This is a genomic window from Rhodococcus sp. KBW08, from assembly GCF_003852455.1.
In the GTDB taxonomy this organism is placed as follows: Bacteria; Actinomycetota; Actinomycetes; order Mycobacteriales; family Mycobacteriaceae; genus Rhodococcus_F; species Rhodococcus_F baikonurensis.
In genome coordinates, this window is the sequence record NZ_QAJJ01000008.1 from 197,453 (window position 1) to 222,095 (window position 24,643).

General features: G+C 61.4%; 22 protein-coding genes and 1 pseudogene. 12 read left to right on the forward strand and 11 right to left on the reverse strand.

Translation table 11 applies throughout. The features are described 5' to 3' along the window. Positions 1–135 precede the first annotated feature (135 nt). Positions 136–597, forward strand: a complete 462-nt coding sequence (locus DBV08_RS10575; protein WP_124567402.1) for an Hsp20/alpha crystallin family protein — start codon at positions 136–138, stop codon at positions 595–597. Between the two features lie 358 nt (positions 598–955). On the opposite strand, the gene DBV08_RS10580 is transcribed toward DBV08_RS10575, so the two are convergent. Then, on the reverse strand, positions 956–1,762 hold the full coding sequence (locus tag DBV08_RS10580; RefSeq protein ID WP_124567403.1) for a M23 family metallopeptidase: 807 nt from the start codon (positions 1,760–1,762) through the stop codon (positions 956–958). A 635-nt stretch (positions 1,763–2,397) separates the two neighbouring features. Further along, positions 2,398–4,095, reverse strand: a complete 1,698-nt coding sequence (locus tag DBV08_RS10585; RefSeq protein WP_124567404.1) for a 3-ketosteroid-delta-1-dehydrogenase — start codon at positions 4,093–4,095, stop codon at positions 2,398–2,400. A 397-nt stretch (positions 4,096–4,492) separates the two neighbouring features. Here DBV08_RS10585 and DBV08_RS10590 point away from each other — a divergent pair, with 397 nt between their 5' ends. Together DBV08_RS10590 and DBV08_RS10595 are read left to right on the forward strand one after the other, a co-directional pair. Then, positions 4,493–4,915 carry a hypothetical protein gene (locus DBV08_RS10590; RefSeq protein WP_124567405.1) on the forward strand — a complete coding sequence of 141 codons (423 nt, stop codon included), beginning with the start codon at positions 4,493–4,495 and terminating at the stop codon, positions 4,913–4,915. Between the two features lie 97 nt (positions 4,916–5,012). Beyond that, positions 5,013–6,263, forward strand: a complete 1,251-nt coding sequence (locus DBV08_RS10595; RefSeq protein WP_124567406.1) for an amidohydrolase — start codon at positions 5,013–5,015, stop codon at positions 6,261–6,263. Here the strand turns inward: DBV08_RS10595 and DBV08_RS10600 are convergent. Beyond that, positions 6,231–7,505: pseudogene (locus DBV08_RS10600) on the reverse strand (MFS transporter); the annotation flags it as partial. The gene DBV08_RS10595 and the pseudogene DBV08_RS10600 overlap by 33 nt on opposite strands. Positions 7,506–7,554: 49 nt before the next feature. Here DBV08_RS10600 and DBV08_RS10605 point away from each other — a divergent pair. Together DBV08_RS10605 and DBV08_RS10610 are read left to right on the forward strand one after the other, a co-directional pair. Beyond that, positions 7,555–8,004 carry a helix-turn-helix domain-containing protein gene (locus tag DBV08_RS10605; protein ID WP_124567407.1) on the forward strand — a complete coding sequence of 150 codons (450 nt, stop codon included), beginning with the start codon at positions 7,555–7,557 and terminating at the stop codon, positions 8,002–8,004. Positions 8,005–8,066: 62 nt separating this feature from the next. Then, the gene (locus DBV08_RS10610; RefSeq protein ID WP_095971811.1) at positions 8,067–8,630 is read left to right on the forward strand and encodes a hypothetical protein; all 564 of its coding nucleotides are present in this window, start codon (positions 8,067–8,069) and stop codon (positions 8,628–8,630) included. Between the two features lie 108 nt (positions 8,631–8,738). Here the strand turns inward: DBV08_RS10610 and DBV08_RS32560 are convergent, their stop codons facing one another. Next, positions 8,739–8,960, reverse strand: coding sequence for an RGCVC family protein (locus DBV08_RS32560; RefSeq protein ID WP_095971810.1), 222 nt, complete (start codon positions 8,958–8,960; stop codon positions 8,739–8,741). Between the two features lie 239 nt (positions 8,961–9,199). Here DBV08_RS32560 and DBV08_RS10620 point away from each other — a divergent pair, with 239 nt between their 5' ends. The 3 genes from DBV08_RS10620 (at position 9,200) to DBV08_RS10630 (ending at position 12,200) form a co-directional block, all read left to right on the forward strand. Further along, entirely contained in the window at positions 9,200–9,544 is a 345-nt protein-coding gene (locus DBV08_RS10620) for a nitroreductase/quinone reductase family protein (protein ID WP_124567408.1), read from the forward strand. A gap of 234 nt (positions 9,545–9,778) precedes the next feature. Then, positions 9,779–10,510: a response regulator transcription factor gene (locus tag DBV08_RS10625; RefSeq protein ID WP_095971949.1), complete on the forward strand. Its 732-nt coding sequence runs from the start codon at positions 9,779–9,781 to the stop codon at positions 10,508–10,510. After that, positions 10,500–12,200, forward strand: coding sequence for a GAF domain-containing sensor histidine kinase (locus DBV08_RS10630; protein WP_124567409.1), 1,701 nt, complete (start codon positions 10,500–10,502; stop codon positions 12,198–12,200). Before DBV08_RS10625 ends, DBV08_RS10630 begins: the two co-directional genes overlap by 11 nt. Before the next feature lie 3 nt (positions 12,201–12,203). Here the strand turns inward: DBV08_RS10630 and DBV08_RS10635 are convergent, their stop codons facing one another. After that, positions 12,204–12,584: a VOC family protein gene (locus DBV08_RS10635; RefSeq protein WP_095971948.1), complete on the reverse strand. Its 381-nt coding sequence runs from the start codon at positions 12,582–12,584 to the stop codon at positions 12,204–12,206. 201 nt (positions 12,585–12,785) lie between these two features. Between DBV08_RS10635 and ctaD the strand changes: the two genes are divergently transcribed. Genes ctaD through DBV08_RS10650 form a run of 3 tightly spaced genes read left to right on the forward strand, consistent with a single transcriptional unit; the run spans position 12,786 to position 15,571 of the window. Further along, positions 12,786–14,528 carry a cytochrome c oxidase subunit I gene (gene ctaD / locus DBV08_RS10640; protein WP_124567410.1) on the forward strand — a complete coding sequence of 581 codons (1,743 nt, stop codon included), beginning with the start codon at positions 12,786–12,788 and terminating at the stop codon, positions 14,526–14,528. Next, on the forward strand, positions 14,521–14,772 hold the full coding sequence (locus DBV08_RS10645) for a hypothetical protein (protein ID WP_124567411.1): 252 nt from the start codon (positions 14,521–14,523) through the stop codon (positions 14,770–14,772). The genes ctaD and DBV08_RS10645 overlap by 8 nt, the downstream gene beginning before the upstream one ends. Continuing rightward, the gene (locus tag DBV08_RS10650; RefSeq protein WP_124567412.1) at positions 14,750–15,571 is read left to right on the forward strand and encodes a universal stress protein; all 822 of its coding nucleotides are present in this window, start codon (positions 14,750–14,752) and stop codon (positions 15,569–15,571) included. The genes DBV08_RS10645 and DBV08_RS10650 overlap by 23 nt, the downstream gene beginning before the upstream one ends. Before the next feature lie 169 nt (positions 15,572–15,740). Here DBV08_RS10650 and katG read toward each other — a convergent pair whose 3' ends face one another. Then, positions 15,741–17,963, reverse strand: coding sequence for a catalase/peroxidase HPI (gene katG / locus DBV08_RS10655; RefSeq protein ID WP_124567413.1), 2,223 nt, complete (start codon positions 17,961–17,963; stop codon positions 15,741–15,743). A gap of 36 nt (positions 17,964–17,999) precedes the next feature. Further along, positions 18,000–18,443 carry a Fur family transcriptional regulator gene (locus DBV08_RS10660; protein ID WP_124567414.1) on the reverse strand — a complete coding sequence of 148 codons (444 nt, stop codon included), beginning with the start codon at positions 18,441–18,443 and terminating at the stop codon, positions 18,000–18,002. A 248-nt stretch (positions 18,444–18,691) separates the two neighbouring features. Between DBV08_RS10660 and DBV08_RS10665 the strand changes: the two genes are divergently transcribed. Beyond that, positions 18,692–19,000, forward strand: a complete 309-nt coding sequence (locus DBV08_RS10665; RefSeq protein WP_095971946.1) for an amphi-Trp domain-containing protein — start codon at positions 18,692–18,694, stop codon at positions 18,998–19,000. Between the two features lie 27 nt (positions 19,001–19,027). Here DBV08_RS10665 and DBV08_RS10670 read toward each other — a convergent pair whose 3' ends face one another. From DBV08_RS10670 to murQ, 4 genes are all read right to left on the reverse strand, one after another. Further along, the gene (locus tag DBV08_RS10670; protein WP_124567415.1) at positions 19,028–21,325 is read right to left on the reverse strand and encodes a serine/threonine-protein kinase; all 2,298 of its coding nucleotides are present in this window, start codon (positions 21,323–21,325) and stop codon (positions 19,028–19,030) included. Positions 21,326–21,411: 86 nt separating this feature from the next. Continuing rightward, positions 21,412–22,824 carry an FAD-dependent oxidoreductase gene (locus tag DBV08_RS10675; RefSeq protein WP_124567416.1) on the reverse strand — a complete coding sequence of 471 codons (1,413 nt, stop codon included), beginning with the start codon at positions 22,822–22,824 and terminating at the stop codon, positions 21,412–21,414. A gap of 81 nt (positions 22,825–22,905) precedes the next feature. Beyond that, positions 22,906–23,685 (reverse strand): glucosamine-6-phosphate deaminase, encoded by a 780-nt coding sequence (gene nagB, locus DBV08_RS10680; RefSeq protein ID WP_124567417.1) that lies wholly within the window; start codon positions 23,683–23,685, stop codon positions 22,906–22,908. Next, a complete protein-coding gene (murQ, locus tag DBV08_RS10685) occupies positions 23,686–24,603 on the reverse strand; it encodes an N-acetylmuramic acid 6-phosphate etherase (RefSeq protein WP_185564577.1) in 918 nt (305 codons plus the stop codon). It abuts the gene before it with no gap. Between the last annotated feature and the right edge of the window lie 40 nt (positions 24,604–24,643).

Below are 24,643 nucleotides of genomic sequence, written 5' to 3' on the forward strand. Positions count from 1 at the left end.
AAGTCTCAACCGAAAAATCTGGCACTCGAGGTTGCAGAGTGCCAGATTTTTTGGTTATCATGTTCTCGCACAGTGAGTTCGGTCGCCGTCGAGGTGACGGTGACCTTTCTTCGACGATACGGGAGGTGTGTTGCTGTGCTTCGTTTCGATCCTTTCACCGACATCGACGCGATCACCAAATCCTTGCTTGCTACCGGAACCGGTAGTAACCGAAGTCCACGCTTTATGCCGATGGACCTCTACAAGGTCGATGACCACTACGTCCTGCATGCCGATCTCCCCGGCGTCGACCCGGGATCGGTGGACGTAAGGGTAGACGGCTCGACTCTGACCTTGACCGCGCACCGTAGTGCCCTCTCCGAAGAGGGCGTGACGTGGCTGGCCGGTGAGCGTTTCACAGGAACGTACAGAAGGCAGTTGTCCATCAGCGAGGACATCGATTCCGAGCGGATCGTCGCCTCGTACGACAACGGCGTATTGACCGTGAGCTTGCCGATCGCCGAGAAGGCAAAACCGAGGCGAATCGAAATCTCGTCGGCGACTCCTGTCCGATCTGCACATTCCGAGACGGAAGCTAGGGGACAGATCGAAGCCTGACCTGATCGGATCTGTAGCGCTACCCACACGCCTGGATCACGCTGCAAAATTCTGCAGTCCTGGCGCGAAATCGCATGCCCAAGAACCTTTCATCCCAGGAGGTCTCCTATGTCCGCGACAACCGTGGCCCCCGTACCCACTCTCGCTGAACCGGTGCTCTGGAACGAAGACCCGCAGCGGCAAAAGTGGTGGAAGCGCATACTAGCAACCAGTCCGCCGGAGAATCCCCACAACGAAGAGTTTCAGCCCTGACAAGGCGACACAAATTTCGCCAAATATGTTGTCCAGCACATGAAACGATGCCTTCCGTCCGGGCGACCGGGCGGAAGGCATCGTACCGGAGTTGGATTCTCCACTCTTACAGGTTGATGACGTCACCGACAAAGATCTGGTCGGGATCGACGATGTGCGGGTTCATGTCCCAGACCTGCTGCCAGGAAAGCCCACGTTCTGCACCGAGACCGGACAACGTATCGCCAGCCGCAACGATCACCTCTTCGCCCGACACACGGGAATCAGTCTCCGGAATACTTTCTGCCGGTGCAGATTCAGATGACACGGGTTCGACAACCGGAGCGGAAGCGGGCTCCGGTGCGGATTCGATTGCCGCCTCAGGTGCAGGTGCAGGTGCAGCGGCAGGAACAATGCTCGAACCGGTATCGCATGCGCCGACCGAACTCAGGAAGGCCATCGGATCGACGGTCCCACCACTGTGAATCCGCAGATGCAAGTGGGGACCGGTCGAGCTACCGGTGTTGCCGGTTGCCCCGATCTCATCGCCGACCTCGACGTGCTGACCCACTCCGACCCAGGTGTCGGAGAGGTGTCCCATCTGGATCTGCTCGCCGGTGTCCGCTTCCAATTGGATGTAAGTTCCGTATCCTCCTGGATCATTGGGCCCTGCAACAGAAATCGTTCCCGACGTCGGCGCGTAGAGCGTGGTACCGACGCTTACGGCGAAGTCGACGCCGTCGTGGCCCGCGTGGTACCCCTGCGAGAGTGATCCACCTACCGGCCACTCCCAACCGCAACTGGCCGACCAGCCTTGCGCACCGGCGATACCTGCGTTGGCTACTGCTCCGGCACCGACGAGGGCGCTCACTCCCGCGGTCAGGGCGATGAATCGTTTTGTGTTGGAGGGCTTGTGTTTTCTGTGCTTACTCATTATTTCCTGACTGGATGTGGACGGTGAAGGTGCAGCCTCTACCGGCTGACAGCACTCGAAATGTGCTGAGCTCATGGCGAGCAGCACCGACTCCGTTGTGTAGAACTTTTCGAATGCGCCCAATACGGGGCGTGTAAAAGACGAAGCTCGCGATCGAGGGCACCTGGCGATCAAACGGACCGATCAGACTCTGACGAGTTCTGACTTCGTGGCGGTTCGCTCTGCCGTGCACTGTGAATGCAGGCGCACCGAACTTCAATTTCTTCGATCGCAGACCAATCGAGGCGGGTGTCTACCCGGACGGTCGAGAAAGGGGTGGAACATGCAGATCCTTGCGTTGCGGATGACGAATCACCTCATACGCTGTCGCTTCACGGCGCTGCACGCGACGGTTGAACTACCTGGGTACGTACCTGTTTTTGCACGTTCGTCCCGACCGGTCGTGACATAATCCCGCGCCTGACAACGCCCCCACCAGGAAAAATGCCGAACGGGAGACCAGCGCACGTTCCGGTGTCGGAAACGCGCGCTGATCTCCCGTCGGGTAGATCTATTTATGTGGTCGAGCTAGCGCTCTGTGTTTGTCGAGCTACCGCTCTGTGCTCGGTCGAGCCACCGCTCTGTGTTTTGTCGAGCTACCGCTCCGCGGCGTGATGGGCAGCGATGTAGCCGTAAACCAGGCCCTGGCCAATCGTCGCGCCGGCACCTGGATAGGAGTGACCGAATGCGTTGGCCGCGGTATTGCCGATCGCATAGAGACCGTCGATGATGCTGCCGTCCTCACGAAGCACGCGGGCACGCGCGTCGGCTTGTACGCCACCGCAGGTACCGAGGTCACTCAATGTCATCTTCACCGCGTAGAGGGAACGACCGTCGACCGGCCTCAGGTTGGGGTTGGGAGACACTGTCGGGTCACCGTAGTAGCGGTCGTACGCACTTCCTCCACGACCGAATTCCGCGTCGCTACCTGCTGCTGCGGCCTCGTTGTACGTCCGGAAGGTCTCGGTGAAGGCGTCCTCCGGCAGTCCGACCTTGCGAGCGAGCTCTGCCGGGTTGCTCGCTTTGTGTGCGTTACCGGACTCGAAGAAGGCCGGTGGAAGGGGCTGACGCGGGAAGATGCCGCCGGCGAACACGTAGCTGTTGCGGTACTCCTGGTCGAAGACGAACCACATGGACTCAGCCGGGTCGCCCGCCTTCTCCCTCTCGAGCACGCGCTGACCGAAGGTCATGTAGTCGGTTGCCTCGTTCACGAATCGCCGGCCGGTGTGGTCGACGATGAACGAGCCAGGCAGGGCACGCTCCGCGAGCATCACCATCGGCGGCCGTCCCTTGATGCTCGCGACCGCCGGGAACCACCACGACTGGTCCATGGAACCGATACCGGCGCCCAACTCCTGCGCGGCCTCGATCGCCTCGCCAATGTTGCCCTCGGCACCGAGGCTCTCGTGCTCTCCGAGGCTCTCCGACTGGTACTTGTGGCGCCACTCCATGTTGTGGTCGAACCCGCCGGCGGCCAGAACTACGCCGCGCCGGGCCGTCACCGTCACCTCGCGGCCGTCTTGCACGACAACTGCACCGGTCACGCGGTCGCCCTCGGTGACGAGCCGAACCAACGACGTCTCCGTCCACACTGGGATACCGGCTTGCACCACACCGGCGAACAGGCCAGCTGCGAGCGCCTGACCACCGGCGATGTATTCACGCTTGAGGACGTACTTGCCGTAGACGCCCTGCGCCAAGCGGCGGATGATGCGCGGAAAAGCCTTGGTCGGCTTCTTCACCATCAGGTTCATCCATTTGTAGTCCGCGCCGGTCACGGGCATCGGCAGCCCGGCTTCCATCAAGCCGGGGCGCAGGCGACCGCGTTCCGCACCGAGCACCGACGCATCGAACGGCAGGCACTCACAGGTGCGGCCGGCAGCGCTACCGCCCGGCAGTTCGGGGTGGTAATCGGAGTATTCCTTGGCCCAGAAGAACTTCATGGGCGTCGTGCGATGGAGCATGTCGACCGTGGCGGCACTGTTGTCGACGAACGCCTCACCACGCGCGGCGGGTGCCGTATCACCCACCGCTGCATGCACATACGTCTTCGCGCGCGCAATGGTGTCGCCCGCACCGGCTTCTGCCAGTACCGGGTTGGCAGGCATCCAAAACGCCCCACCGGACCGCGCCGTCGAACCGCCAACGTACTGCGTCTTCTCCACGATCAGCGTGGACAAGCCGAGCTCGTTCGCGGTGAGGGCCGCTGCCATGCCGGTACCGGACCCGATCACAAGCAGGTCGACAGCGATGTCATGGGCTCGTGTCGCGGGGGGTGCCTGATTCTTAGCCATTGAACGAATCCCTTCACGTGGTTTATCGACGCAAACGCTAGGGCAGTCGCAGCGGAGTAGGGTCCGGATGCCCATTCAGCGGGACACTGCGAGCGGGTTGGCTCGGACAGCATCCGGTCAGAGTGGGCGCAGTTCGGCCGTCACGGCAAACAGCCCGGTCCCTGAGTGACATATTCGCGGCGGTTGATGCCGGGAGTCGGGAAGAATCGTGGGTGCGTTTGATCGTTCCTCGACATTGTCGACCAATTCGCAGATCGGTCCACCATCACGCCAGCGTGTCCTCGATCCACGAATTTCTCCTATTCGAGCGGATATGGTGAGGCTGTCCCTTCGATCACGACCGTGGTGGAAAGTGGTAACCGCAGGCGACATTGCCGAACACTGGAGGTCTCTCGTGATGAATCTCGTTCGCCGACTCAGCGTCTGCGCATCCGTCGTGATCGTTTCGGCTCTGACGCCGGTAGCCCTCGCATCCGCTTCGGTGACCATTCCGTTTCAGATCAACCCTGCGCCGTACGGCAACCCGAACGGCAGCTTCGACGCGCCCGCCGTCCGCTGCGTAGCTGTAGTCGGCGAACAACCCGGCACGGTGACGATCACCGGCGGCAAGGAAGACCGCTGGGGATGCCTGCTCTCGTCCGAAGTGCGCTGGCTGAACCTTTCGACCGGGGCTTCCGGCTCCGCTCGGCTCTCGGACGGTCTGAACGGAGTCCCGGCCGAGGCGATCGTGCAGACCGGGACCGGTCAAGTCGCTGTCGCCGTGCTGTCTGTGGCCGGATCCATCATCACCCCAGGTGTCACATCGTTTTACGTGCCGTAGCACCGGACTCCGCATCACCGGCACGGTGGGACCTAAGGTCCTGTTTACCGACCTGTCATCCCGGTTAGCCTGAAAAGACGCTACCGAGAGGACGCCCATGACCTCGTCAGTGCACGAAACAATCGCAGTCGATCTGGATTTGATCGACGTGTACAAGGATCTCCACAGTCACCCTGAACTGGGGTTTCACGAAGATCGCACGTCCAAGATCGTCGAAAAACATTTGCATGCATTGGGATTCGACATCACAACCGGAGTCGGGACTACCGGAGTCGTCGGAGTCCTGAAGAACGGAGCAGGACCCACTGCGCTGCTGCGTGCGGACATGGACGCCCTCCCGGTTCGGGAAGAAACGGGATTGGACTACGCCAGCACCGTGACAACGACCGACGATCAGGGGAAGTCCGTCCCGGTCAGCCACGCGTGCGGCCATGACCTGCACACGACCTGCTTACTCGGTGCAGCCCGGATCCTCTCGCAGGACACGACGACGTGGTCCGGCACTCTTGTCCTCGTATTCCAACCGGCCGAGGAACTTGGCGCGGGTGCGCAAGCCATGGTCGACGACGGACTGTTCGAGCGATTCCCGAAGCCCGACATCGTTCTCGGCCAACACGTATCGCCGCTACCGGCAGGCACGATCGCCGGGCACGCCGGCCCCTCGTATGCGGGATCGGACTCACTTCGTGTGAGACTGGTCGGAAAGGGCGCCCACGGATCTATGCCGGAGAACTCGGTCGATCCCGTGGTCATGGCAGCCGAAACCGTGTTGCGTTTGCAAACTGTCATCTCACGCGAGGTCCCGAGTACTGCGACAGCTGTCCTCACCGTCGGCTCCATCCATGCTGGAGATGCCGCCAACGTCATTCCCGGCGAAGCAGAACTGCAACTCAACATCCGCAGCTACGACGCAGGTGTGCGTCAGCGCATCCTGGACAGCGTCGACCGCATCGTCCAGGGCGAAGCGGCCACCGCCGGCGCACCCACCCCACCGACCATCACCGAGACGGAGCGCTTTCCGATCGTCGTCAATGACCCGGCAGCGCTCGACAAGACCCTCGATGCTTTTGCCGAATGGCTGGGAACGAACAAGATTCTCGACCCCGGTGCGGGCGCAGGTAGTGAAGACGTCGGAATCCTCGCCACCAGTGCCGGTGCGCCACTGTCGTACTGGCTGTTGGGCGGGACCGACCCTTCACTGTTCACTACGGGTGACATGACTGATCCGGCCCTGCGAACCGTTCCGTCGAACCACTCTCCGCACTACGCTCCAGTGATCGAGCCGACCCTGACCATCGGTGTGAACGCCTTGGTCGTCGCGGCCAGGACGTGGCTCCCAACTCCCTAGTGCGGGACCGATCCGCAATCGATCGATCGTCCACACCGCCAATGCTGCAAACGCGTAGGCACCGCCGAGAATGCTTGCAGCACCCCACCCTGCCGCGTCGAAAACCATTGTGGTGGTTACTGCTCCAGCGGCGCTGCCCAACGAATAGAACACCATGTAACCGCCGATGATCCGTCCGGCCGATTCCGGTTGGTCCGCGACGATCAGATTCTGGCTCGTGACGTGAACAGCCTGTACGGCGAAGTCCAACGCGACAACACCGACTACGAGCAGGACAAGCGAATGCGTCGCCTGCGCGTTCAATACCCACGACAGCAAGAGAACAACCAAAGACGCCCCGGTAACACGTTGCGCCTTCCCTTGATCGGCCCAACGTCCGGCACCGATCGCGCCCAATGCTCCGACCAATCCGGCGATTCCGAAGAGCCCGATCTGTGTGGTCGACAACCGCCATGGTTCTTCGCTCAATGGCAGGGCCATTCCACTCCACAAGGCGCCAAAGGACGCGAACAAGAACAAGGTGATCAGAGCCCTCGTCCGAAATAGTCGGTTCGTAATCGCCAATGTCACGACCGATCCCATGGCATGCACATAAGAAGACCGATCCGAGTGCGAGCGAATGTCTTTCGGCAGCATCGTCAACGCGACTGCCGCGACCAGTACCGAAATGAAAGTAGATCCCGAGTAGACCGCACGCCAGCCTGCCCGATCCGCAACTGCGCCGGCGACAGTTCGAGCGAGGATGATGCCGACGACAACACCACTGGTGATTACACCGATGTTTGCGCCCCGCTCGTCCGGGTCGCTGATTGCCGCAGCGTAGGCGACTACGACTTGAACGACAACGGAGAACGTGCCGGCGACGGTCATCCCGATCAGCAGTTGCGCGCTCGTGGTGGCCAGAGCGACAATCATCGTTCCCATTGCAGCAGCGACGATCTGGAGTGCGATCAATCTCTTGCGATTCACGAGATCGCTCAGTGGCACCAACACGATCAACCCGACCACGTAACCGAGTTGGGCGAGTGCCACGACGAAGCCGAGGCCGGCCGGAGGAAGGGAAAGATCCGAGCCGATCTGTCCGAGTAGCGGTTGCGCGTAGTAGATGTTCGCCACCGAGACACCGCAGAGCACGGCGAGCAACAGGCGAAGTCCACGAGGCATTTTCGGCCCTACCGGTGCGATCGTGAGTGCATGACGTTCGGACACTTCCACCTCAACTTGGTTGCATTTTGATACCATTTGAAGGCTACGTCAATTCGGTTTCAAAACGCAACCAATGAGGAATTCAATGCCTGATCGCGCACAGTGGACGGACTCGCACTGCCCGACGGCCCGAGCGGCCGACATCATCGGCGATCGATGGTCGTTGTTGATCGTGCGAGACGCCTTCGACGGGGCATCCAGATTCAGTCAGTTTCAACGAAACCTGGGCATCGCAAAGAACATTCTCACGGACAGACTCAAAGCCCTTGTCGAGCAAGGGATCTTCGAGGTTCGATCAAACGTGCAAGGGACCCGCAACGAGTACGTATTGACTGAACGTGGCATGGATCTGTTCGTCGTGATCACGAGCCTGCGACAGTGGGGTGAACGCCATGCGTTCGATGACGGTGAACCCCATTCGACGTTGATAGACGACACCACGGGAGACCCGGTACCCGGACTCCGACTGGTCAATGCACGGAAAATCGACCTGAACCCGACCAACACACACGTCGAGAAGGTCGTTGAAGGTTGAGCGACGACTCGGCACAGTGAACGGTGGCCACGCAGGGTTGGTAGTACGCGCATACTCCATTCATGACCGTCGATCTCGAGTTTTCCTGGCCGCAGTTTCTCTGGATCGTATTCATCTTCGTCGGCGTGCCCACGGCTGTCGGTGCGAGCTTCATCTGGACGATTTGGCGTTCGGAACGACTTGACCTGGAGCATTCCACAACCGCCCCCGGTTCCGGGCTCACAGGGTCGGGCTCACTCGGACTGTGGCGCACTGGCCTGTTGGCTTTTGCGCTGGGCGTTCTGTCTTGCGTGGGCTGGCTCAGCTGGTCAGCCGACTACAAAGGCGGATTCCGCGGCCCCGGCCTGCCTGCCCCAACGCAGTTTCCGACCTGGCAGGTCCTCGCCTGCGGATTAACGGTAATTCTCGCGTGTTTCGTTTCCGCACATTGCGCGCGATGGATCAAGTCGGGAGGTCTGACTGCAGCTGCCGGCACGGCTGCAGGATTCACCACAGCTTTCAGCATCGGCGCTAGTACTGATGTCACCGGCCAAGCGGGCGTAGGCGTTGCGCTGTCTGCAATCGGATGGGGGCTAACCCTTACCGCACTGATGCTTCTGCGCGACAGATGGTCGCGACGACGCTGAATCCTGCCCTCAGTACATAGCCCCCGCGGCGCGATTCAGCGGCGACGACAGCATCACGCGGGTGGTAGTCGAATCCTGACGAAGGAATGGACGTGACGTCCAGGCGGATCAATATCGCGAGTAGTGCTGCATTTCCTCGCGATCGGCGGCACAGATGCACTTTCGGTCGAGACCGCGGTCGGCAGTCACCGCGCAGAACCGAACTCCGAGCGGATCGTGGGATTCCATACTGTGCTGACATGCCGGACAGATGGACAATGCTTTCTCATCCGCGTCAGTCGACTCGGCTTGCCCTGGTGCATTCGACACGTCGGACGGGTTCGACGCCATACAGGCGCTCCAGTTCTCGGCCGTTCGACCACGGACCGGGTTGGCGTCGAGGACGACATGGCTTGACCGCGCATATTCGAATGACCCTCGACCTACCCAACGCTACTCGCTTCGGCGCACCGGTTTGTACCAATTTCTGCCCGCGCGACAATCCCCGTCGAGCAGGATAGAACTACTGCACGCAGCAATTTCCGTGCAGGATTCGATTTCGTGCAGTAGTCGATGTGAAAGGGCTTCTTGTGAACACTTTCCAACGTATGTCCGCCGCCGTGAACGTAGTGGTCCAACCACTGATCGGTGCCCCGATCGTGGGCAAGCTTCTCGGCCGTTCGATGACCGTCATCACCTATGTCGGTCGCAAGTCGGGACGCACCTTCAGCGCGCCCGTCTCCTACAAGCGCAAGGGCGACCATGTGACGATCGGCGTTGCCATGCCCGACAAGAAGAGTTGGTGGCGCAATTTCTATCCGGAACAAGGACCGATCATTCTCCAACTGGACGGTATCGATCGCCCGGGTGAGGCACTCGCACACCGAAAAGGAAAGGGCGTCTACGTCTCGGTCGAACTCGCTCCCGTCGACTGAACGAATCGAACCGCCACCGGCGCAATCACATTCAGCTCACACCCACCACGTGGTGGCATCGGGGTGATTCAGATCTCGTGACGGTCGGGACCTTTGACTCTGTGCAATCGACACCCGGTCTCGCACCCTTCGACGCGGGTTTCTTGTCGACCATCGGTCGGACAACCCGATCCTGTCGGGACATTACCGTCCGGTAACATCGATGGCAGGCGTGAGCTGGAAGAGGTGACCACCGTGACGATCGGCATCTATCTGGTCGACGACCACGAGATCGTTCGTCGTGGATTGGCAGACCTGTTGAATCGGGTATCGGGATTCAATGTCGTGGGCGAGGCGTCGTGCGTTCGCGAAGCCTCGACCGGCATACCCGCATGCCGACCCGACGTGGTTGTCATGGACGTCAGGCTTCCCGACGGCAACGGTGTGGAACTGTGCCGAGAACTGGCGTCGACCTATCCGGAAGCGGCCACCTTGATGCTCACGTCGTATTCCGACGACGACGCCCTCCTCGACGCCATGATCGCGGGCGCACGCGGATTCGTCCTCAAGAACATCCGCGGCCACGACCTGGTTTCGGCGATCCGTACGGTCGCCACCGGCAAATCCCTGTTGAACACTCAGGCAGTCATCGGTTTGGTTCGGCGCATCCGATCCGAGCAGGAGTCCGGCACTGCGGCAGCACTGTTGACCGATCAGGAACTGTTGATCTTCGAGTTGATCGGCAAGGGGCTGAGCAATCGAGAGATCAGCACGCACGCGGAGCTCTCGGAGAAAACAGTCAAGAACTACGTCTCCCGCATCCTCGAAAAACTGGGTCTCGAGCGTCGAACTCAGGCCGCAGTTCTGGCGACAAAGCTTCGTGCGGGCACTGCTCACCCGGATCCTTCCGGACAGGCGACCACTCACTTGCTGACTCCGTCAGGTTCGCCATTCTCCGCCACTACGGGCACACACCATGCCAGGTAGCCGCGACGCGCTCATGCTCAGCCTTTTCGGCGATATCGCCGGAAGCGCCGAGGCGACTGCCCTCAACCCGACCGCGATTCCCAAGCTGCTCAGTGCCGTATTGACTGTCGGGTCCACCCTCGAGCTCGACGAAACCCTGCAACAAATTGTCGACGTCGCGCGCCACCTCCTCGAAGCGGACTACGGTGCGCTCGGCGTGAAGTCCCCCGACGGACGCTTGTCGCGATTCATCCACTCCGGTTTGGATCAGGGGCAGGTCGCCGAGATCGGGCATCTTCCAGAAGGTCACGGACTACTGGGCCTGGTCGTTCAAGAACCGTGTCCCGTTCGAACCGAGCGCATTTCCTCGCATCCGTCCTCGGCGGGGTTTCCAGCCAATCACCCGCCGATGGATACGTTTCTCGGAGTTCCGATCTTCGTCAGGGGCGAAGTATTCGGAAGCATCTACCTCGCGGACAGTTCGGACCGGACTGCATTCGACGACCGCGACGAGGCCGTACTCCAGATCTTGGCAAACGCTGCGAGCATCGCCATCGACAATGCGCGCCTGTTCGAGGAATCCCGGACGCGAGAAGCCTGGCTCAAAGCCGTCGCCGCCGTCAACGCGCGTCTGCTCAGCGGCGGATCGCGCGACGAGACGCTGGCCGAACTCGTACGCACGACGCGCCATCTCACCGACGGCAATCTGGTGTGCATAATTCGCTACGACTTGGGCAGAGAGCCAGTAGTTCACGTCGCGGACGCTGCCGATTCCCAGCCTTTCACGGCGACCGGCTCAGCCGTCGATCTGTCCGGGACCGTGATCGACGACGCTGCGCGCAGTCGTCGGCCGATCTCTGCCTTACGTGGCAGTTCCGTTCCGGCGCTGAATGTTTCCGGCGACGATTCGGTGGTCGCGCTCCCCCTCTCCGGAACCTCGTTCGGCGGCGGCGTTCTGTTCGCGTCCCGCCGCAGCGACCGCCCGTGGGGCGCCGAGGAGATCGAGCAACTGACGGCAATGGCAGACATCGCTTCTGTCACTGTCGAATTCGCCGAACAGCAACGGAAAGAAAGACTGGTCGACGTCCTCGAAGATCGCGACCGAATCGCGCGCGATCTCCACGACCACGTCATTCAACAGCTGTTCGCCACTGGATTGAGCCTACAAGGGGTACTGCAACATCCAGGTGACGAGAACACCGTTCGAACCGTATTGGACACCTCTGTCGATCAACTCGATCGAACAGTCCGTGAAATCCGCACCGCAGTCTTCGACCTTCACACGAGCGAGATGTCTACTCCCACAAGCCTGCGGCGCCGCCTACTCGACGCGGTCAACGGTCTGTCCGGCCACTCGTCGATCACTCCCAGCGTCACCTTCGAAGGAACCATCGACAGTTCCGTCCCGGCTCGACTCGCCCTGCACGCCGAAGCCGTTGTGCGCGAAGGTTTGAGCAACGCGCTGCGACATGCTCATGCCGATGCCATCGACGTCACCATCCGGGCCACCGAGGAACTCGTCATCAGCATCGTCGACGACGGCGTGGGTATCGACCAGGCAACCAGAATCCACGGTCTCGACAACCTGTCGACCCGCGCCCGTCAGTGCGGAGGCTCGAGCAACATCACCAGCGAGAACGGTGTCACCGAACTGGTGTGGCGGGTTCCGCTGAGCCCCAGGCGAAGTCCGATACCAAGCTCTGGCCGTTGAGCGTCAGAGCGGATCCAGTTGGGCCTTGAGCAGGCAGAACTCGTTCCCTTCGGGATCGGCCAGGACATGCCACTGTTCCTGACCTGTCTGGCCGATGTCGGCCGGGCGCGCACCAAGAGCCAGTAGGCGTTCGAGTTCGGCTTCCTGATCGCGGTCGGTGGCGTTGACATCGATATGCAGGCGGGGCTTACCCTTCTCCGGCTCGTCTCTACGACTGAGGATGATCGTGGGCTGTGGACCGCCGAACCCTTCGCGTGGGCCGATCTCCAGCGAACCGTCGTCCATTCGATCGAGCACGACGAAGTCCAGGACCTCGCACCAGAACCGGCCCAGCACCTCGGGTTCCCGGCAACCGAGCACCAGTTCACTGATACGACATGCCATGACCATCTCGCTTTCTTTCCGCTCGTGAAGACAACTCTCTCGACCGTACCGGACCACGTGATCTACGCCATGCCGCCCTGTCCGGTCCTCGGGACCTTTTCCCCTCGCCCGAGGTCGTAACCGCCACGATCATTGCGTTTATGTTCCACAGTCCCAAGCATTCTCGGTATTTCGTCACGTCGATGCGCGTAGGCGGCCGTCGTGGTTGATCTCGCACCCCGGCCGGTCGACGAGGTTGATATCCACGTCGGCGCAACTCCCCGAACCGCTCCGAAGGGTTCGAAACTGGTCGAGATCCTCAGGACCACCGATCACAAGATGATCGGCCTGATGTACATCGTGACATCGTTCGCGTTCTTCCTGATCGGCGGGTTGATGGCGCTGCTCATGCGGATGGAATTGACCGTTCCGGGAATGCAATTCCTGTCCAACGAGCAGTACAACCAGTTGTTCACCATGCACGGCACGATCATGCTCCTGCTGTACGCGACGCCGGTCTTTTTCGGATTCGCCAACTACCTCATGCCACTGCAGATCGGCTCGCCGGACGTGTGTTTCCCGCGACTCAATGCCTTCAGCTACTGGTTGTACCTCTTCGGCGGCCTGATCGCCTCCGCCGGATTCGTAACACCCGGTGGTGCGGCAGATTTCGGCTGGACCGCCTACGTGCCGCTCACCAGCGAACTCCACTCCCCCGGAATGGGCGCCGACCTGTGGATCATCGGTCTCGCTCTCGGCGGCGTCGGCACCATCCTCGGCGCAGTCAACATCGTTTCGACGATCGTCTGCCTGCGCGCCCCGGGTATGACGATGTTCCGCATGCCGATCTTCACGTGGAATGCGCTGGTCGCCAGCATGCTGATCCTTCTCGTTTTCCCGCTGCTCGCTGCTGCCTTGATCGGATTGTGGGTGGACCGCCACCTGGGAGCGCACCTGTTCGACCCCGCTACAGGTGGAGTCATGTTGTGGCAGCATCTGTTCTGGTTCTTCGGCCATCCCGAGGTCTACATTCTTGCACTGCCGTTCTTCGGCATAGTCTCCGAGATCTTCCCCGTCTTCAGCCGCAAGCCGATCTTCGGATACACCGGATTGGTCTACGCAACACTGGGAATTGCAGCACTGTCGATCGCTGTGTGGGCGCACCACATGTATGCAACCGGCGCCGTTCTCCTCCCGTACTTCTCGTTCATGACCTTCCTGATCGCAGTTCCGACCGGCGTCAAGTTCTTCAACTGGCTCGGCACGATGTGGAAGGGACAGTTGACCTTCAAGTCCCCGATGTTGTTCTCCGTCGGCTTCCTGGTCACATTCTTGTTCGGCGGACTCTCCGGCGTCATCCTTGCCAGCCCGCCCTTGGACTTTCATGTCACCGACTCGTACTTTGTTGTCGCGCATTTCCATTACGTCCTCTTCGGAACAATCGCGTTCGCGACATACGCCGGAATCTATTTCTGGTTCCCGAAAATGACCGGCCGGATGTTGGACGAGAAGCTCGCCAAGATCCACTTCTGGTTGACTCTGATCGGCTTTCACGCGACATTTCTCGTCCAGCATTGGCTCGGCGCTCAGGGTATGCCTCGGCGGTACGCGGACTACCTGCCGTCGGACAATTTCACTCTTCTCAACACGATCTCGACCGTCGGCGCGTTTGTGCTCGGAGCCTCGACGATTCCGTTCATCTGTAACGTTTTCAAGAGCTACCGGTACGGCCGAATTGTGACAGTCGACGATCCTTGGGGCTTCGGAAACTCGCTCGAATGGGCGACGTCCTGCCCACCACCACGGCACAACTTCACCGAACTCCCCCGAATCCGCAGTGAGCGGCCGGCATTCGAACTGCACTACCCCCACATGGTCGAACGAATGCGCGACGAGGCGCATGTCGGACTGCTTGGCCACAAGTCGGTTTCCGACGTAAGAACTGAGGTGAAACAACATGAATGACGGGACGAAGTACCGAGCCTGGGCAGAAGATCAGCAACACGAACGCCGAGCGAAACCCCGTCATCTTCTCGCGCCGTTGCTCGTGCTCATGTTCGCGGTCACGACGCTCGTGTGGTTGCCCTTGACGACTGCCGCATGCTCGATAGTCGTCGCAGGATTGCTGTTCGGCACTGTCCTGCAAGCCAGTTCGCATTCGACAGACGCAGCTCGAGGAGTTCACGATGAAGCCCGAACTATCGACTGACCTCGTCACCTCTGAGTGGTCCGCGGACGGAGCGGTCGTCGTGTGCATCGACGAATCCCCTCTGCGCCCTGACGTGATCACGTGGGCGGCCGAGTTCGCGCATCGCCACAGTCTCTGGATGCGAATTGTTTTCGCAGCTCCGATCACCGCCGATCCGAACACCTCGGCGTCACCGACCGCCCTGTTCATGAAAGCCATTCAGATCGCCGAGTCGGTGTCGCCAGATCTTCGGATCCGGACCGATCTGATATCCGGGGAGAACACCGCAATTCTCACCGCGCTGACCGCTGAGGCCGCCTTGATCGTCACACCACAGGACGATCTCGCTGCCCCTGCCCCGAGGTGTTCGTTCGCAAAAGTCGGAAGACCGCGTGAAAGCATCGCTGCGGCAGCCTTGCCCGTTGTCGTCGGTTTGGACGGAAGCGCCCACAGTGAAAGCGCTTTGGCTATTGCATTCAAAGAAGCAGAGGCAGCGAACACCGAACTGGTCGTCGTGCACGCCTCCCCGCCAGAGGGCGAACTGCGTCGAGACTTCGCATCCGGGCACGCGCCCCAGCACTCGACGCCGCTGACGTGGCAACTATCGGGTTGGGCCACGCTCTACCCTGGCGTCGCCATCCGTCAGATCGAGTTCGACGGCCCCTCGGTTGCCATTCTTGAACAACTCTCTACCGAGGCACGGCTTCTCGTCGTGGGTCGGCGTGGGCGAGGTTCGTTCGACGACGCCGGTCTCGGCACGACCAGCAGCACGATGATTCGAAAAGCTCATTGCCCGGTCATCGTTGCGAGCGAAGTCTGAATCAGATCCTCAACCGGTCAGAAGCCGTAGCTGTGGATGGGTGCGAGCTGACCGTACACCGCTGGTACCAGCGCAAATTGATCGGCCACACGACCACGCTATCGTGTGCAGAAGCGACGGCGCCCCGCGAGAACAAAGCTCGCGGGGCGCCGTCGGTTGATCTGCTGGATCAGCGGGCGTCGAACCGGTCGAGGTCCATCACCTTGGTCCAGGCAGCGGCGAAGTCCTCGGCGAACTTCTGCTTGGCGTCTTCGCTGGCGTACACCTCGGCGAGTGCACGCAGTTGCGAATTCGATCCGAAAACGAGATCGACCGCAGTTGCCGTGTATTTCGGATCGCCCGTCGCACGATCAACGCCGTCGTAGACGTTCTCGTCCGTCTTCGACGGCTTCCACTCGGTACCCATGTCGAGAAGGTTGACGAAGAAATCGTTGGTCAACGTCTCTGGGCGGTCGGTGAACACTCCGTGACCGGTCTTGCCGAAGTTCGCGTTCAGCGCGCGAAGTCCACCGACCAGCACTGTCACCTCGGGCGGGGTCAGCGACAGCATGTACGCGCGGTCGACCAGCAGAATCTCGGCCGGAATCTTCTCCCCACCCTTGAGATAGTTCCGGAATCCGTCGGCCCGGGGTTCGAGTACCTCGAACGAGTCGACGTCTGTCTGCTCCTGCGTTGCGTCCGTACGTCCCGGAGTGAACGAGACCGTGATGTCCTGTCCGGCGTTCTTCGCAGCCTGTTCAACGGCCGCTGTACCACCCAGAACGATCAGGTCGGCGAGCGAAACCTTGGCTCCACCTGCCTGGTTGAAGTCTTGCTGAACCCGCTCGAGAGTCTGAAGCACCGCGGAGAGAGCTGCGGGCTCGTTGACTTCCCAATTCTTCTGCGGTTCCAAGCGGATTCGCGCACCGTTGGCGCCGCCGCGCATGTCGGTGCTGCGGAAGCTCGCAGCCGACGCCCACGCCGTCGATACCAACTGCGAAATGGACAGCCCGGAGTCGAGAAGTCGACTCTTGAGGATCGCGATGTCTGCGTCCCCGATCAGCTGATCCTCCGCCGAGGGAACAGGGTCCTGCCACAGCTGCGGCTCGGGAACCCACGGCCCCAAGTAGCGCGTGACCGGTCCCATGTCACGGTGCAGGAGCTTGTACCAAGCCTTGGCGAACTCTTCGGCGAATTCTTCCGGATGATCGAGCCAGCGCCGGGTGATCTTCTCGTACGTCGGATCCAGGCGTAGGGAGAGGTCGGTCGTCAGCATCGTCGGAGTGCGTCCGGCCGACGAATCGAACGGATCCGGGATCGTGCCCGCCCCCGCGCCGTCCTTCGGAATCCACTGCCAGGCACCCGCCGGGCTCTTGGTCAGCTCCCAGTCGTAGCCGTACAGGATCTCCAGGAAAGTGTTGTCCCACTTCGTCGGAGTGGGCGTCCATACGACCTCGAGACCACTGGTGATCGCGTCCTTGCCCACTCCTGTACCGAAGGCACTCTTCCAGCCCAATCCCTGCTGCTCGATGGGTGCGCCTTCCGGTTCCGGTCCGACGAGGTCGGCCGGGCCGGCGCCGTGCGTCTTGCCGAAGGTGTGGCCGCCGGCGATCAGTGCGGCCGTTTCCACGTCGTTCATCGCCATGCGAGCGAAGGTTTCGCGAATGTCGCGGGCGGCCGCTACCGGGTCCGGTTGGCCGTTGGGCCCTTCGGGATTGACGTAGATCAGGCCCATCTGAACTGCGCCCAGCGGCCCGGACAGCTCGCGGTCTCCGCTGTAGCGCTCGTCGCCGAGCCAGGTGTCCTCAGGACCCCAGTAGATCTCCTCCGGCTCCCAGATGTCTTCTCGACCGAAGCCGAAGCCGAACGTCTTGAACCCCATCGACTCCAAGGCGCAGTTGCCCGCGAACACCAGGAGGTCGGCCCAGGAAACCTGCTTTCCGTACTTCTGCTTCACGGGCCAGAGCAGGCGCCGCGCCTTGTCGAGGCTGGCGTTGTCCGGCCAACTGTTGAGCGGGGCGAAACGCTGAGCGCCCTGACCTCCGCCGCCGCGACCGTCGGCGATGCGATAGGTGCCGGCAGCATGCCAGCTCATACGCACGAAGAGTCCGCCGTAGTGCCCGTAGTCGGCCGGCCACCAATCCTGCGACGCCGTCATCAACGCGATGACGTCGCGCTTGAGTGCCTCGACATCGAGTTTGGCGAATTCCTGGGCGTAATCGAAGTCGGCACCCATGGGATTGGATTTCGACGAATGCGAATGCAGGACAGAGAGATCCGGCTGATTGGGCCACCAGTCACTGTTCGTTCTCGGACGATTCCCGGTAGGTGTCGGAGACGGGATTGCGGGGTTTTCACTTTCGCTGGTGCTCTCGGTGTTTCCATCGTGAGCAACCGGGCAACTATCGGACACGGTAATCCCTCCATGAGCGAGTAGAACGGACTTCGATCACGGGTGTGATCGCAAACTCTGAGTTGTCGAACAGTCGGCACACAGGCCCCAGTAAATGACCTCGGCTTCATCGAGGACGAAGCCGTTGCGCGCCGACGGCGTCAAACACGGTGCCTCTCCGACTGCGCAGTCGACATCGGCAACGACCCCGCAGGACCGGCAGACGACGTGATGGTGGTTGTCGCCGACGCGGGATTCGTACAGCGCCACCGATCCGGACGGTTGGATCCGCCGTATCAGCCCGGCGTCGGTGAGAGCGTGCAACACGTCGTAGACCGCCTGCCGAGATACCCCCGGCAGAACTGCCCGCACACCATCGAAAATCGTCTCGGTGGCTGCATGTGGGCGTGCATGCACAACCTCGAGCACCGTGACTCTGGGACGAGTCACGCGAAGCTCAGCGTTACGCAGTTGGGCTGCATAATCCGGCGTCGAAGGCACCTTTCCACTATTGCGCAATCTTCTGGACTGAACCCAGACTTTCGCGAAAATCATCGCTGACAGGGCCCTCCCGACCGATTCGTCCGTACTAGGAGTGAGCCGGATTCCTCGCTTTTTCTGGCGCCCCCACAGCGCCTTCAGGCGTGTTGCGCGTCGGCGCGTCCTGCTGCGTGGTTCCACAAACTACGACAATCTCCCCTTCGTCCAACTACCGTGAAAGAGAGAATCCGCCGAGGTCAGGAGTGATCGTGCCCAAACTGGAGATCAAGAGGAAGTCAGAACTCTCACGGCAGGAAGTCGCCGACCGACTCATCGCCCTCGGCCAAGCCCTCGCCAGCGGATCCGAAGTGGAGCTGGGGTCGGGTGGGGACTCGATCGAAATCAGTGTTCCGGAACAGGTTCGGTGGGAACTCGAGATCGAAGTCGACGGCAACGAAGTCGAGATAGAAATCGAGATTCACTGGCGCGACGACCCTCAGGAAGAATCAGAAGTGAAGTCTCCGACGCCCGCCAAAGCAGTTCGTCGCAGCCGACCGCGCAAGAGCACTGCGAAGTAACTCGTCGCGAACACGGTTGTCAGGTGGTTACGGAGACGCCGACACCTCGAGAGACACAACGCGCAGCAGTGCTCGGAGATCACTTTCGATCCGTCGAAACAGTTGATACACAACGATGAATCCGGCGATCCCGCCCAGACACAACGCACGAACTGTTGCGTTGAGTTCCTCGCCGGCGCCGGAACCGACAAAACTGAGCCCCGCGATTCCCACCAGTGGAACCGATGCCGCCACCGCGAGGTAACGCGTGCTGCTCCGGCCCAGCGAGCGAATATCGCGTCCGTCGTCGCTCCGTAACTCCCCGTGTGACAACAAGATCGGATACAGACATCGAACCGAGTAATACGTCAGGATGAAGAACGGATACGCGACTGCGACGGCGCCGCACACCGCCAGCGACGACATCAAGTGCACGTAGGCTCGCTGCGGAATTCCGCCGGCGGCAATCTGCAATGCAACCGGATATGCGATACCGGCCAGAACCCACAGACCGAATGCGATCACCACCGCGCGGTGTCCGACGTTCAGCGTCGCGGTACGCGCTTTGTTCAAGACATCCGCGCTGTACGTCTGACCGTTGCGCAGTCCGTGAGGCACGGTGAGGGCGAGCCGACACCAATACAGGATCGCTGCGGCGCCGAGAGAGAACGCAGCCACCCCGATGACCAGATGAACCTGCTCGAGGTGCTGCTGGGCCTGCGGCGAGAGTCCCGAGATGATCAGCATCTTGTTGTAGTAGTAGTTGTAGCCCGCCGCCAGGAGATTCGGAATTCCGATCGCGGCCAGAAGAATCGGCAGTGCCCACTTCCACAGCGTCGACCGTGGGCTCCCTTCCGGTGGGTCCACCAGATTGCGGGCCGACCGGTCCAGGCACAGAGCGAACTGACGAGCCAGCTTTCGTCCGCCAGACCACCGTCCGTCTCGCTCGGGCGAGAGAGACTTCACCAGCACTCGGCGCAGCGCCGGCGGACAGTCGTCCGGTAACCGAGCCTCGGCCGCAGGATCCACTCCACGCCGGCGGGTCTCGAGCGCCTTCTTGGGCGACGGCGGGTTCTCTCCCGTGCCGTCGCCCAAGAAAGGCCTACTCCCGGTGAGGAGTTCCCACAGCATCACGCCGAGCGCATAGATGTCGCTACGGGTGTCGAGTGTGCCGGGCGCCCCCACAGAACAGGCCTCCAACTGCTCCGGAGACATGTAGGCAAGCGAGCCTCCGACAAAACATGCTGCATCCTCGGTCGACACCTCCTCGCTCGAACTGACGTTGAAGTCGGCGAGTTTGGGAATGCCTTCGACACTGAGAAGTACGTTCGCCGGCTTGATGTCCCGATGTAGTACGCCGTGCTCACGCGCGTATTCGAGGGCGTCGGCCAGTCTCATTCCCATCCAGGCCACGGTCTCCGGCCACGACATCGCCGCGATCTCGCTCCGTAGGCTCGTCTCGCTCGGCTTCATCTCTCCCTTCTTCGCCAGGGTGTGATCGATGGCGTCGAGAAGTAGTTGTCCGGACCGCTGCGCCTGCGGTGTCACGCGGACAAGTTTGACCACGTCGAGCAGGGTCCCGCCTGGCACGTATTCCATGAACAGAACTCGCAGTGCACGTTCTTCGAGCAGTCGTTGGTCGAAGACGCGAACGATGTTGGGATGGTCGAGTTGGGCGAGAGTCTGCGGTTCGACCCCGACGTTGCGCGAGATCTTCAATGCGACCCACCGCTGCATCGAAAGTTGCCGAGCAAGGAACACTCGGGCAAACGCTCCGTGCCCGAGTTCCAACACCAGTTCGAAATCGTCGAGGTGCTGCCCGATCTCGAACTCGTCGAAACCCGAGAGTCCCAACATCATGACATCTTCGCGTCCGGCCATCGAATCACGGTCGAACAACCGCTCGAAACTCTCTGCCTGCAAGGGGAACTCGCTGAGATAGTCGGCTGCTACGACGTTCTCCCCACTCTGCTTCCGCAGCCGGAACTCCTCGTACAGGAGCTCGGCCGGAAGTGGTTCTTCGAGTAGTTCGGGATACTCGGCACAGTAGTCCGTGAGTCGTTTCGGGCGATCATTTTTCAGCCAGCGATACTCCATGTCGATCCCGACCAATTCGATCAACGCCGCCCGACGAATCTTGGCCGGATCGGGCAGATAGTCGCTCAGGTCGGACGGGGTTCGTCCCTCCTCCCAATCCCCGACAAGTCGCCCGAGGCCGTCGGCACCGTTCTGTCGGTCACGCACCACCGGCGGTGCGGACGGGCGCAACTCGGTGACGGTGCCCCGTTCGGTCAGGGGCCCGCTCGCGATTGTCGCGTCAACGGCCTGCGCACCACGTTCATTCATGACACTTCTGTTCCGCACCTCGATCACGATGAATCGGGGTGACTCACTTCAGCGTAACCCCGGCGGTACCCCAGACCCCAGCGAAACTATTGGGGGTGAACCGGCAGATTCGTGCCGATACCGACAAGTACTTCGCGATCTTTGATCTTGACGCGATCACGCCCATACTTCACACCGAGATCACGTTCGGCGGCATCGATGCGAAGCCATCCGTCCCAATCGACGGACACGACGTTGCCGGCCCCGAGGAGCCTCGCGATCCCGCTTCGGTCTGCTCGCCGCTCGCCTACCGAATCCAGCTGGTGCAGCATCGTTTCGACGGTCTGGCGAGCATCAGGCCGCGCCGCGCCGATCAGCCCGGCGGCACCTCGCTTCATCCACCCGGTCACGAACAAGCCCGCAACCGGTGAGCCGCTCTCGTCGACCACAGCGCCGCCCCGGTGCGCAGCGGTGCCGCGCCCGTGATCGAAAGGCACCCCGGCAAGTGGCGTTCCGAGGAATCCGATTGCCCGGTACACAGCGTGAACCGGATAGTCGGTACAGGTGCCCGAAGCGGTGACGTGACCGTAGCCGTCCGGGACTGTCCGCTCGACGCGGAGTGCTTCGACTTTCCCACTGCCGAGAATCTCCGTCGGCTGTCGGTAGAAGTGCAGGTGAACGCGGCGGTGAGAAGTTCGGTCGGCAGACGGGTCCGCGAAGGTGCGGAGTGCCTCGACTGCCAGTCGGGTGTGCACCGACTGCTTTGCCATCCGCTCGATATGCCGGTCCGGTGCGACATCGGCAGCGTCGACGACGACATCGACGCCTGGCAGTTCACCGAGAGCGCGCAACTCGTTCGGGGAGAAGCGAGCGTCGGCTGGTCCGCGCCGGACAAAGATGTGCACTTCGCGAACACGACTGCCTGCCATCCCTTCCCGAACTTCGGCCGATACGTCCGTGGCCTGCAGCGATTTCGCCTCGGCGAGAAGCATTCGGGTGACATCGAGTGCGACGTTGCCACCTCCGATCACCGCAACCGATTCGGCGTTCAGCGGCCACTGCAGCGAACTGTCCGGGTGATCGTTGTACCAGGCGACAAACTCGGCGCTGCCGAAGGAACCTGGAAGCTCGACGCCGGGAATGTCGAGAAGCGCATCCCGTGGCGCACCCGTTGCAATGATCACGGCATCGTAGGAAGAGCGTAGGTCCTCGACGGAAAGGTCCTTGCCGATCTCGACGTTGCTGAACAACCGGAAGTCACTGGCGGCCAGCGTGGCGTGCAGAGAGTGGACGAACTTTTCGGATTCGGGATGCCCCGGCGCGAGACCGTAGCGCACCAGTCCGTACGGCGTGGGTAGACGCTCGAACACGTCTGTCTTGGTGCCTGGTGCCAGTTCAGCAAGAGCGCCCGCGGCGTGGATTCCCGCCGGACCCGCCCCGACGATCGCAACACTGAGCGGTGGTGAGAAAAACCGGGGCGACGCAAGCGGGGGTACCTCTGAACCTCTCGCACTGATCATGCCCCGAGGCTAGGGGCTCAACTGCACTAGAGATCAAATTCGCTTTTCAGTAACACGAACACGCTTTCAGTAACACGCCGTTCAGTAGCCCTGCGCAGCCGGCTTGTGCTCGGTTGTGTAGCGGTAGAAGTCAGCTAGTTGGAGTTCGCCGGCAGCTGCCTCGTCGACAATGACGGTCACGTGTGGATGCAGTTGCAACACTGATGCCGGGCAGAATGCCGAGACCGGACCCTCGACCGCCGCCCGGACCGCGGGCGCTTTACGGGCGCCGTCCGCGATCAGAACGAGATGCCGTGCATCACTGATGGTTCCGAGCCCCTGCGTGATCACATGATGCGGCACGTCAGCCGGGTCAGCGAAGAACCGTGCGTTGTCGGCGCGGGTCCTCTCGGTCAAGGTCTTCACTCGGGTGCGCGAGGCGAGCGAGGAGGAGGGCTCGTTGAAACCGATGTGCCCGTTGAGGCCGATTCCGAGGATCTGCAGGTCGATGGGACCGTTTTCGGCAATGGCTGCGTCGTAGCGTCGGGCAGCTTCACTGGGATCGGCGGCTCCGCCGTCGGGGCTGAACACTCGCGCATTGTCGATGTCGAGATGATCCACGAGTTCCGTGCGGATGGTGTGCGCGTAGGACTGCGGCTGATCGGGCGTGAGACCTACGTACTCGTCGAGAAGATACGCACTCATCGCCGCGAACGACACTCCAGATTCTCGATGCCGCTTGATCAGCTCCCGATACGTATGCAGCGGTGACGATCCCGTCGCGAGGCCGAGCGTCCGCGCTCCGTTTTCGATGGCGCCGCACACGATATCGGCAGCGATTCGTCCGCCGTCTTCCGGACTTGGAACTATGACGATTTCCATTCAGACTTCCTCACTGCTCTTGCCGGCTCCGACGATGGCCTCACGTACCGAACCCGAGGCGCGGTCCAACAATTCGGCCGCTTCGGCGAAGTCGCATTCGGCCAACAACATGACGACCGCTGCCTTCACGTGACCGTCGGCATTTTCGATGGTCTCCGCAGCGATCTCGGTATCGACTCCGGTGGCTGCCGCGACGATGCGGTTTGCACGATCGACAAGTTTGGCATTGGTCGGCCGAAGATCGACCATCAGATTGTGGAATGCCTTCCCGGAGCGGACCATACTGGCCGTGGAGAGCATGTTGCACACCATCTTCTGCGCAGTCCCGGCCTTGAGCCTGGTCGATCCGGTGAGGATCTCGGGGCCGGTCTCCACTTCGATGGCCACTCCGGCGTGCGAACTCATTGCCGCATTTCGGTTGCACGAGACTGCCACTGTTGCGGCGCCGAGTGCGCGGGCATGGTCAAGTCCCCCGATGACGTAGGGAGTACGACCGCTGGCCGCCAAACCCACCACGACGTCCGTGGCGTTCAACGAAATTGCGTCGAGGTCGACCCCAGCCGCTCGCGGATCGTCTTCTGCACCCTCGACGGCGTTCAGAAACGCTCCCGGACCACCGGCGATGATGCCGATCACCTCGCCCGGATCTGTCCCGAAGGTCGGAGGGCATTCCACTGCGTCGAGAACCCCCAGACGGCCACTTGTCCCCGCTCCCAGGTAGATCAGTCGACCACCTCGCGCCCGTGCCGCGACGATCAAGTCGACTGCGGCTTCGATGGCAGGTAGTACCGCCGCGACCGCGTCGGCCACGATCGCGTCCTGTTGATTCATCACCGTCAGCAGATCCGACACCGACATGACGTCGAGATCGCGGGTGAGAGGGTTGGGTCTCTCGGTGGAGAGCATTTCCAAGTGCATTGTGGCGAGTCCTCCTCGATCAAGTTCCATTAGACGACTC

Coding starts and splice junctions, on each gene's coding strand:
- DBV08_RS10580 (WP_124567403.1), bottom strand. CDS start 1,762: ATGAGTAAGCACAGAAAACACAAGCCCTCCAACACAAAACGATTCATC.
- DBV08_RS10585 (WP_124567404.1), bottom strand. CDS start 4,095: ATGGCTAAGAATCAGGCACCCCCCGCGACACGAGCCCATGACATCGCT.
- DBV08_RS10590 (WP_124567405.1), top strand. CDS start 4,493: ATGAATCTCGTTCGCCGACTCAGCGTCTGCGCATCCGTCGTGATCGTT.
- DBV08_RS10595 (WP_124567406.1), top strand. CDS start 5,013: ATGACCTCGTCAGTGCACGAAACAATCGCAGTCGATCTGGATTTGATC.
- DBV08_RS10605 (WP_124567407.1), top strand. CDS start 7,555: ATGCCTGATCGCGCACAGTGGACGGACTCGCACTGCCCGACGGCCCGA.
- DBV08_RS10610 (WP_095971811.1), top strand. CDS start 8,067: ATGACCGTCGATCTCGAGTTTTCCTGGCCGCAGTTTCTCTGGATCGTA.
- DBV08_RS32560 (WP_095971810.1), bottom strand. CDS start 8,960: ATGGCGTCGAACCCGTCCGACGTGTCGAATGCACCAGGGCAAGCCGAG.
- DBV08_RS10630 (WP_124567409.1), top strand. CDS start 10,500: ATGCCAGGTAGCCGCGACGCGCTCATGCTCAGCCTTTTCGGCGATATC.
- DBV08_RS10635 (WP_095971948.1), bottom strand. CDS start 12,584: ATGGCATGTCGTATCAGTGAACTGGTGCTCGGTTGCCGGGAACCCGAG.
- DBV08_RS10645 (WP_124567411.1), top strand. CDS start 14,521: ATGAATGACGGGACGAAGTACCGAGCCTGGGCAGAAGATCAGCAACAC.
- DBV08_RS10650 (WP_124567412.1), top strand. CDS start 14,750: ATGAAGCCCGAACTATCGACTGACCTCGTCACCTCTGAGTGGTCCGCG.
- DBV08_RS10670 (WP_124567415.1), bottom strand. CDS start 21,325: ATGAATGAACGTGGTGCGCAGGCCGTTGACGCGACAATCGCGAGCGGG.
- DBV08_RS10675 (WP_124567416.1), bottom strand. CDS start 22,824: ATGATCAGTGCGAGAGGTTCAGAGGTACCCCCGCTTGCGTCGCCCCGG.
- nagB (WP_124567417.1), bottom strand. CDS start 23,685: ATGGAAATCGTCATAGTTCCAAGTCCGGAAGACGGCGGACGAATCGCT.
- murQ (WP_185564577.1), bottom strand. CDS start 24,603: ATGCACTTGGAAATGCTCTCCACCGAGAGACCCAACCCTCTCACCCGC.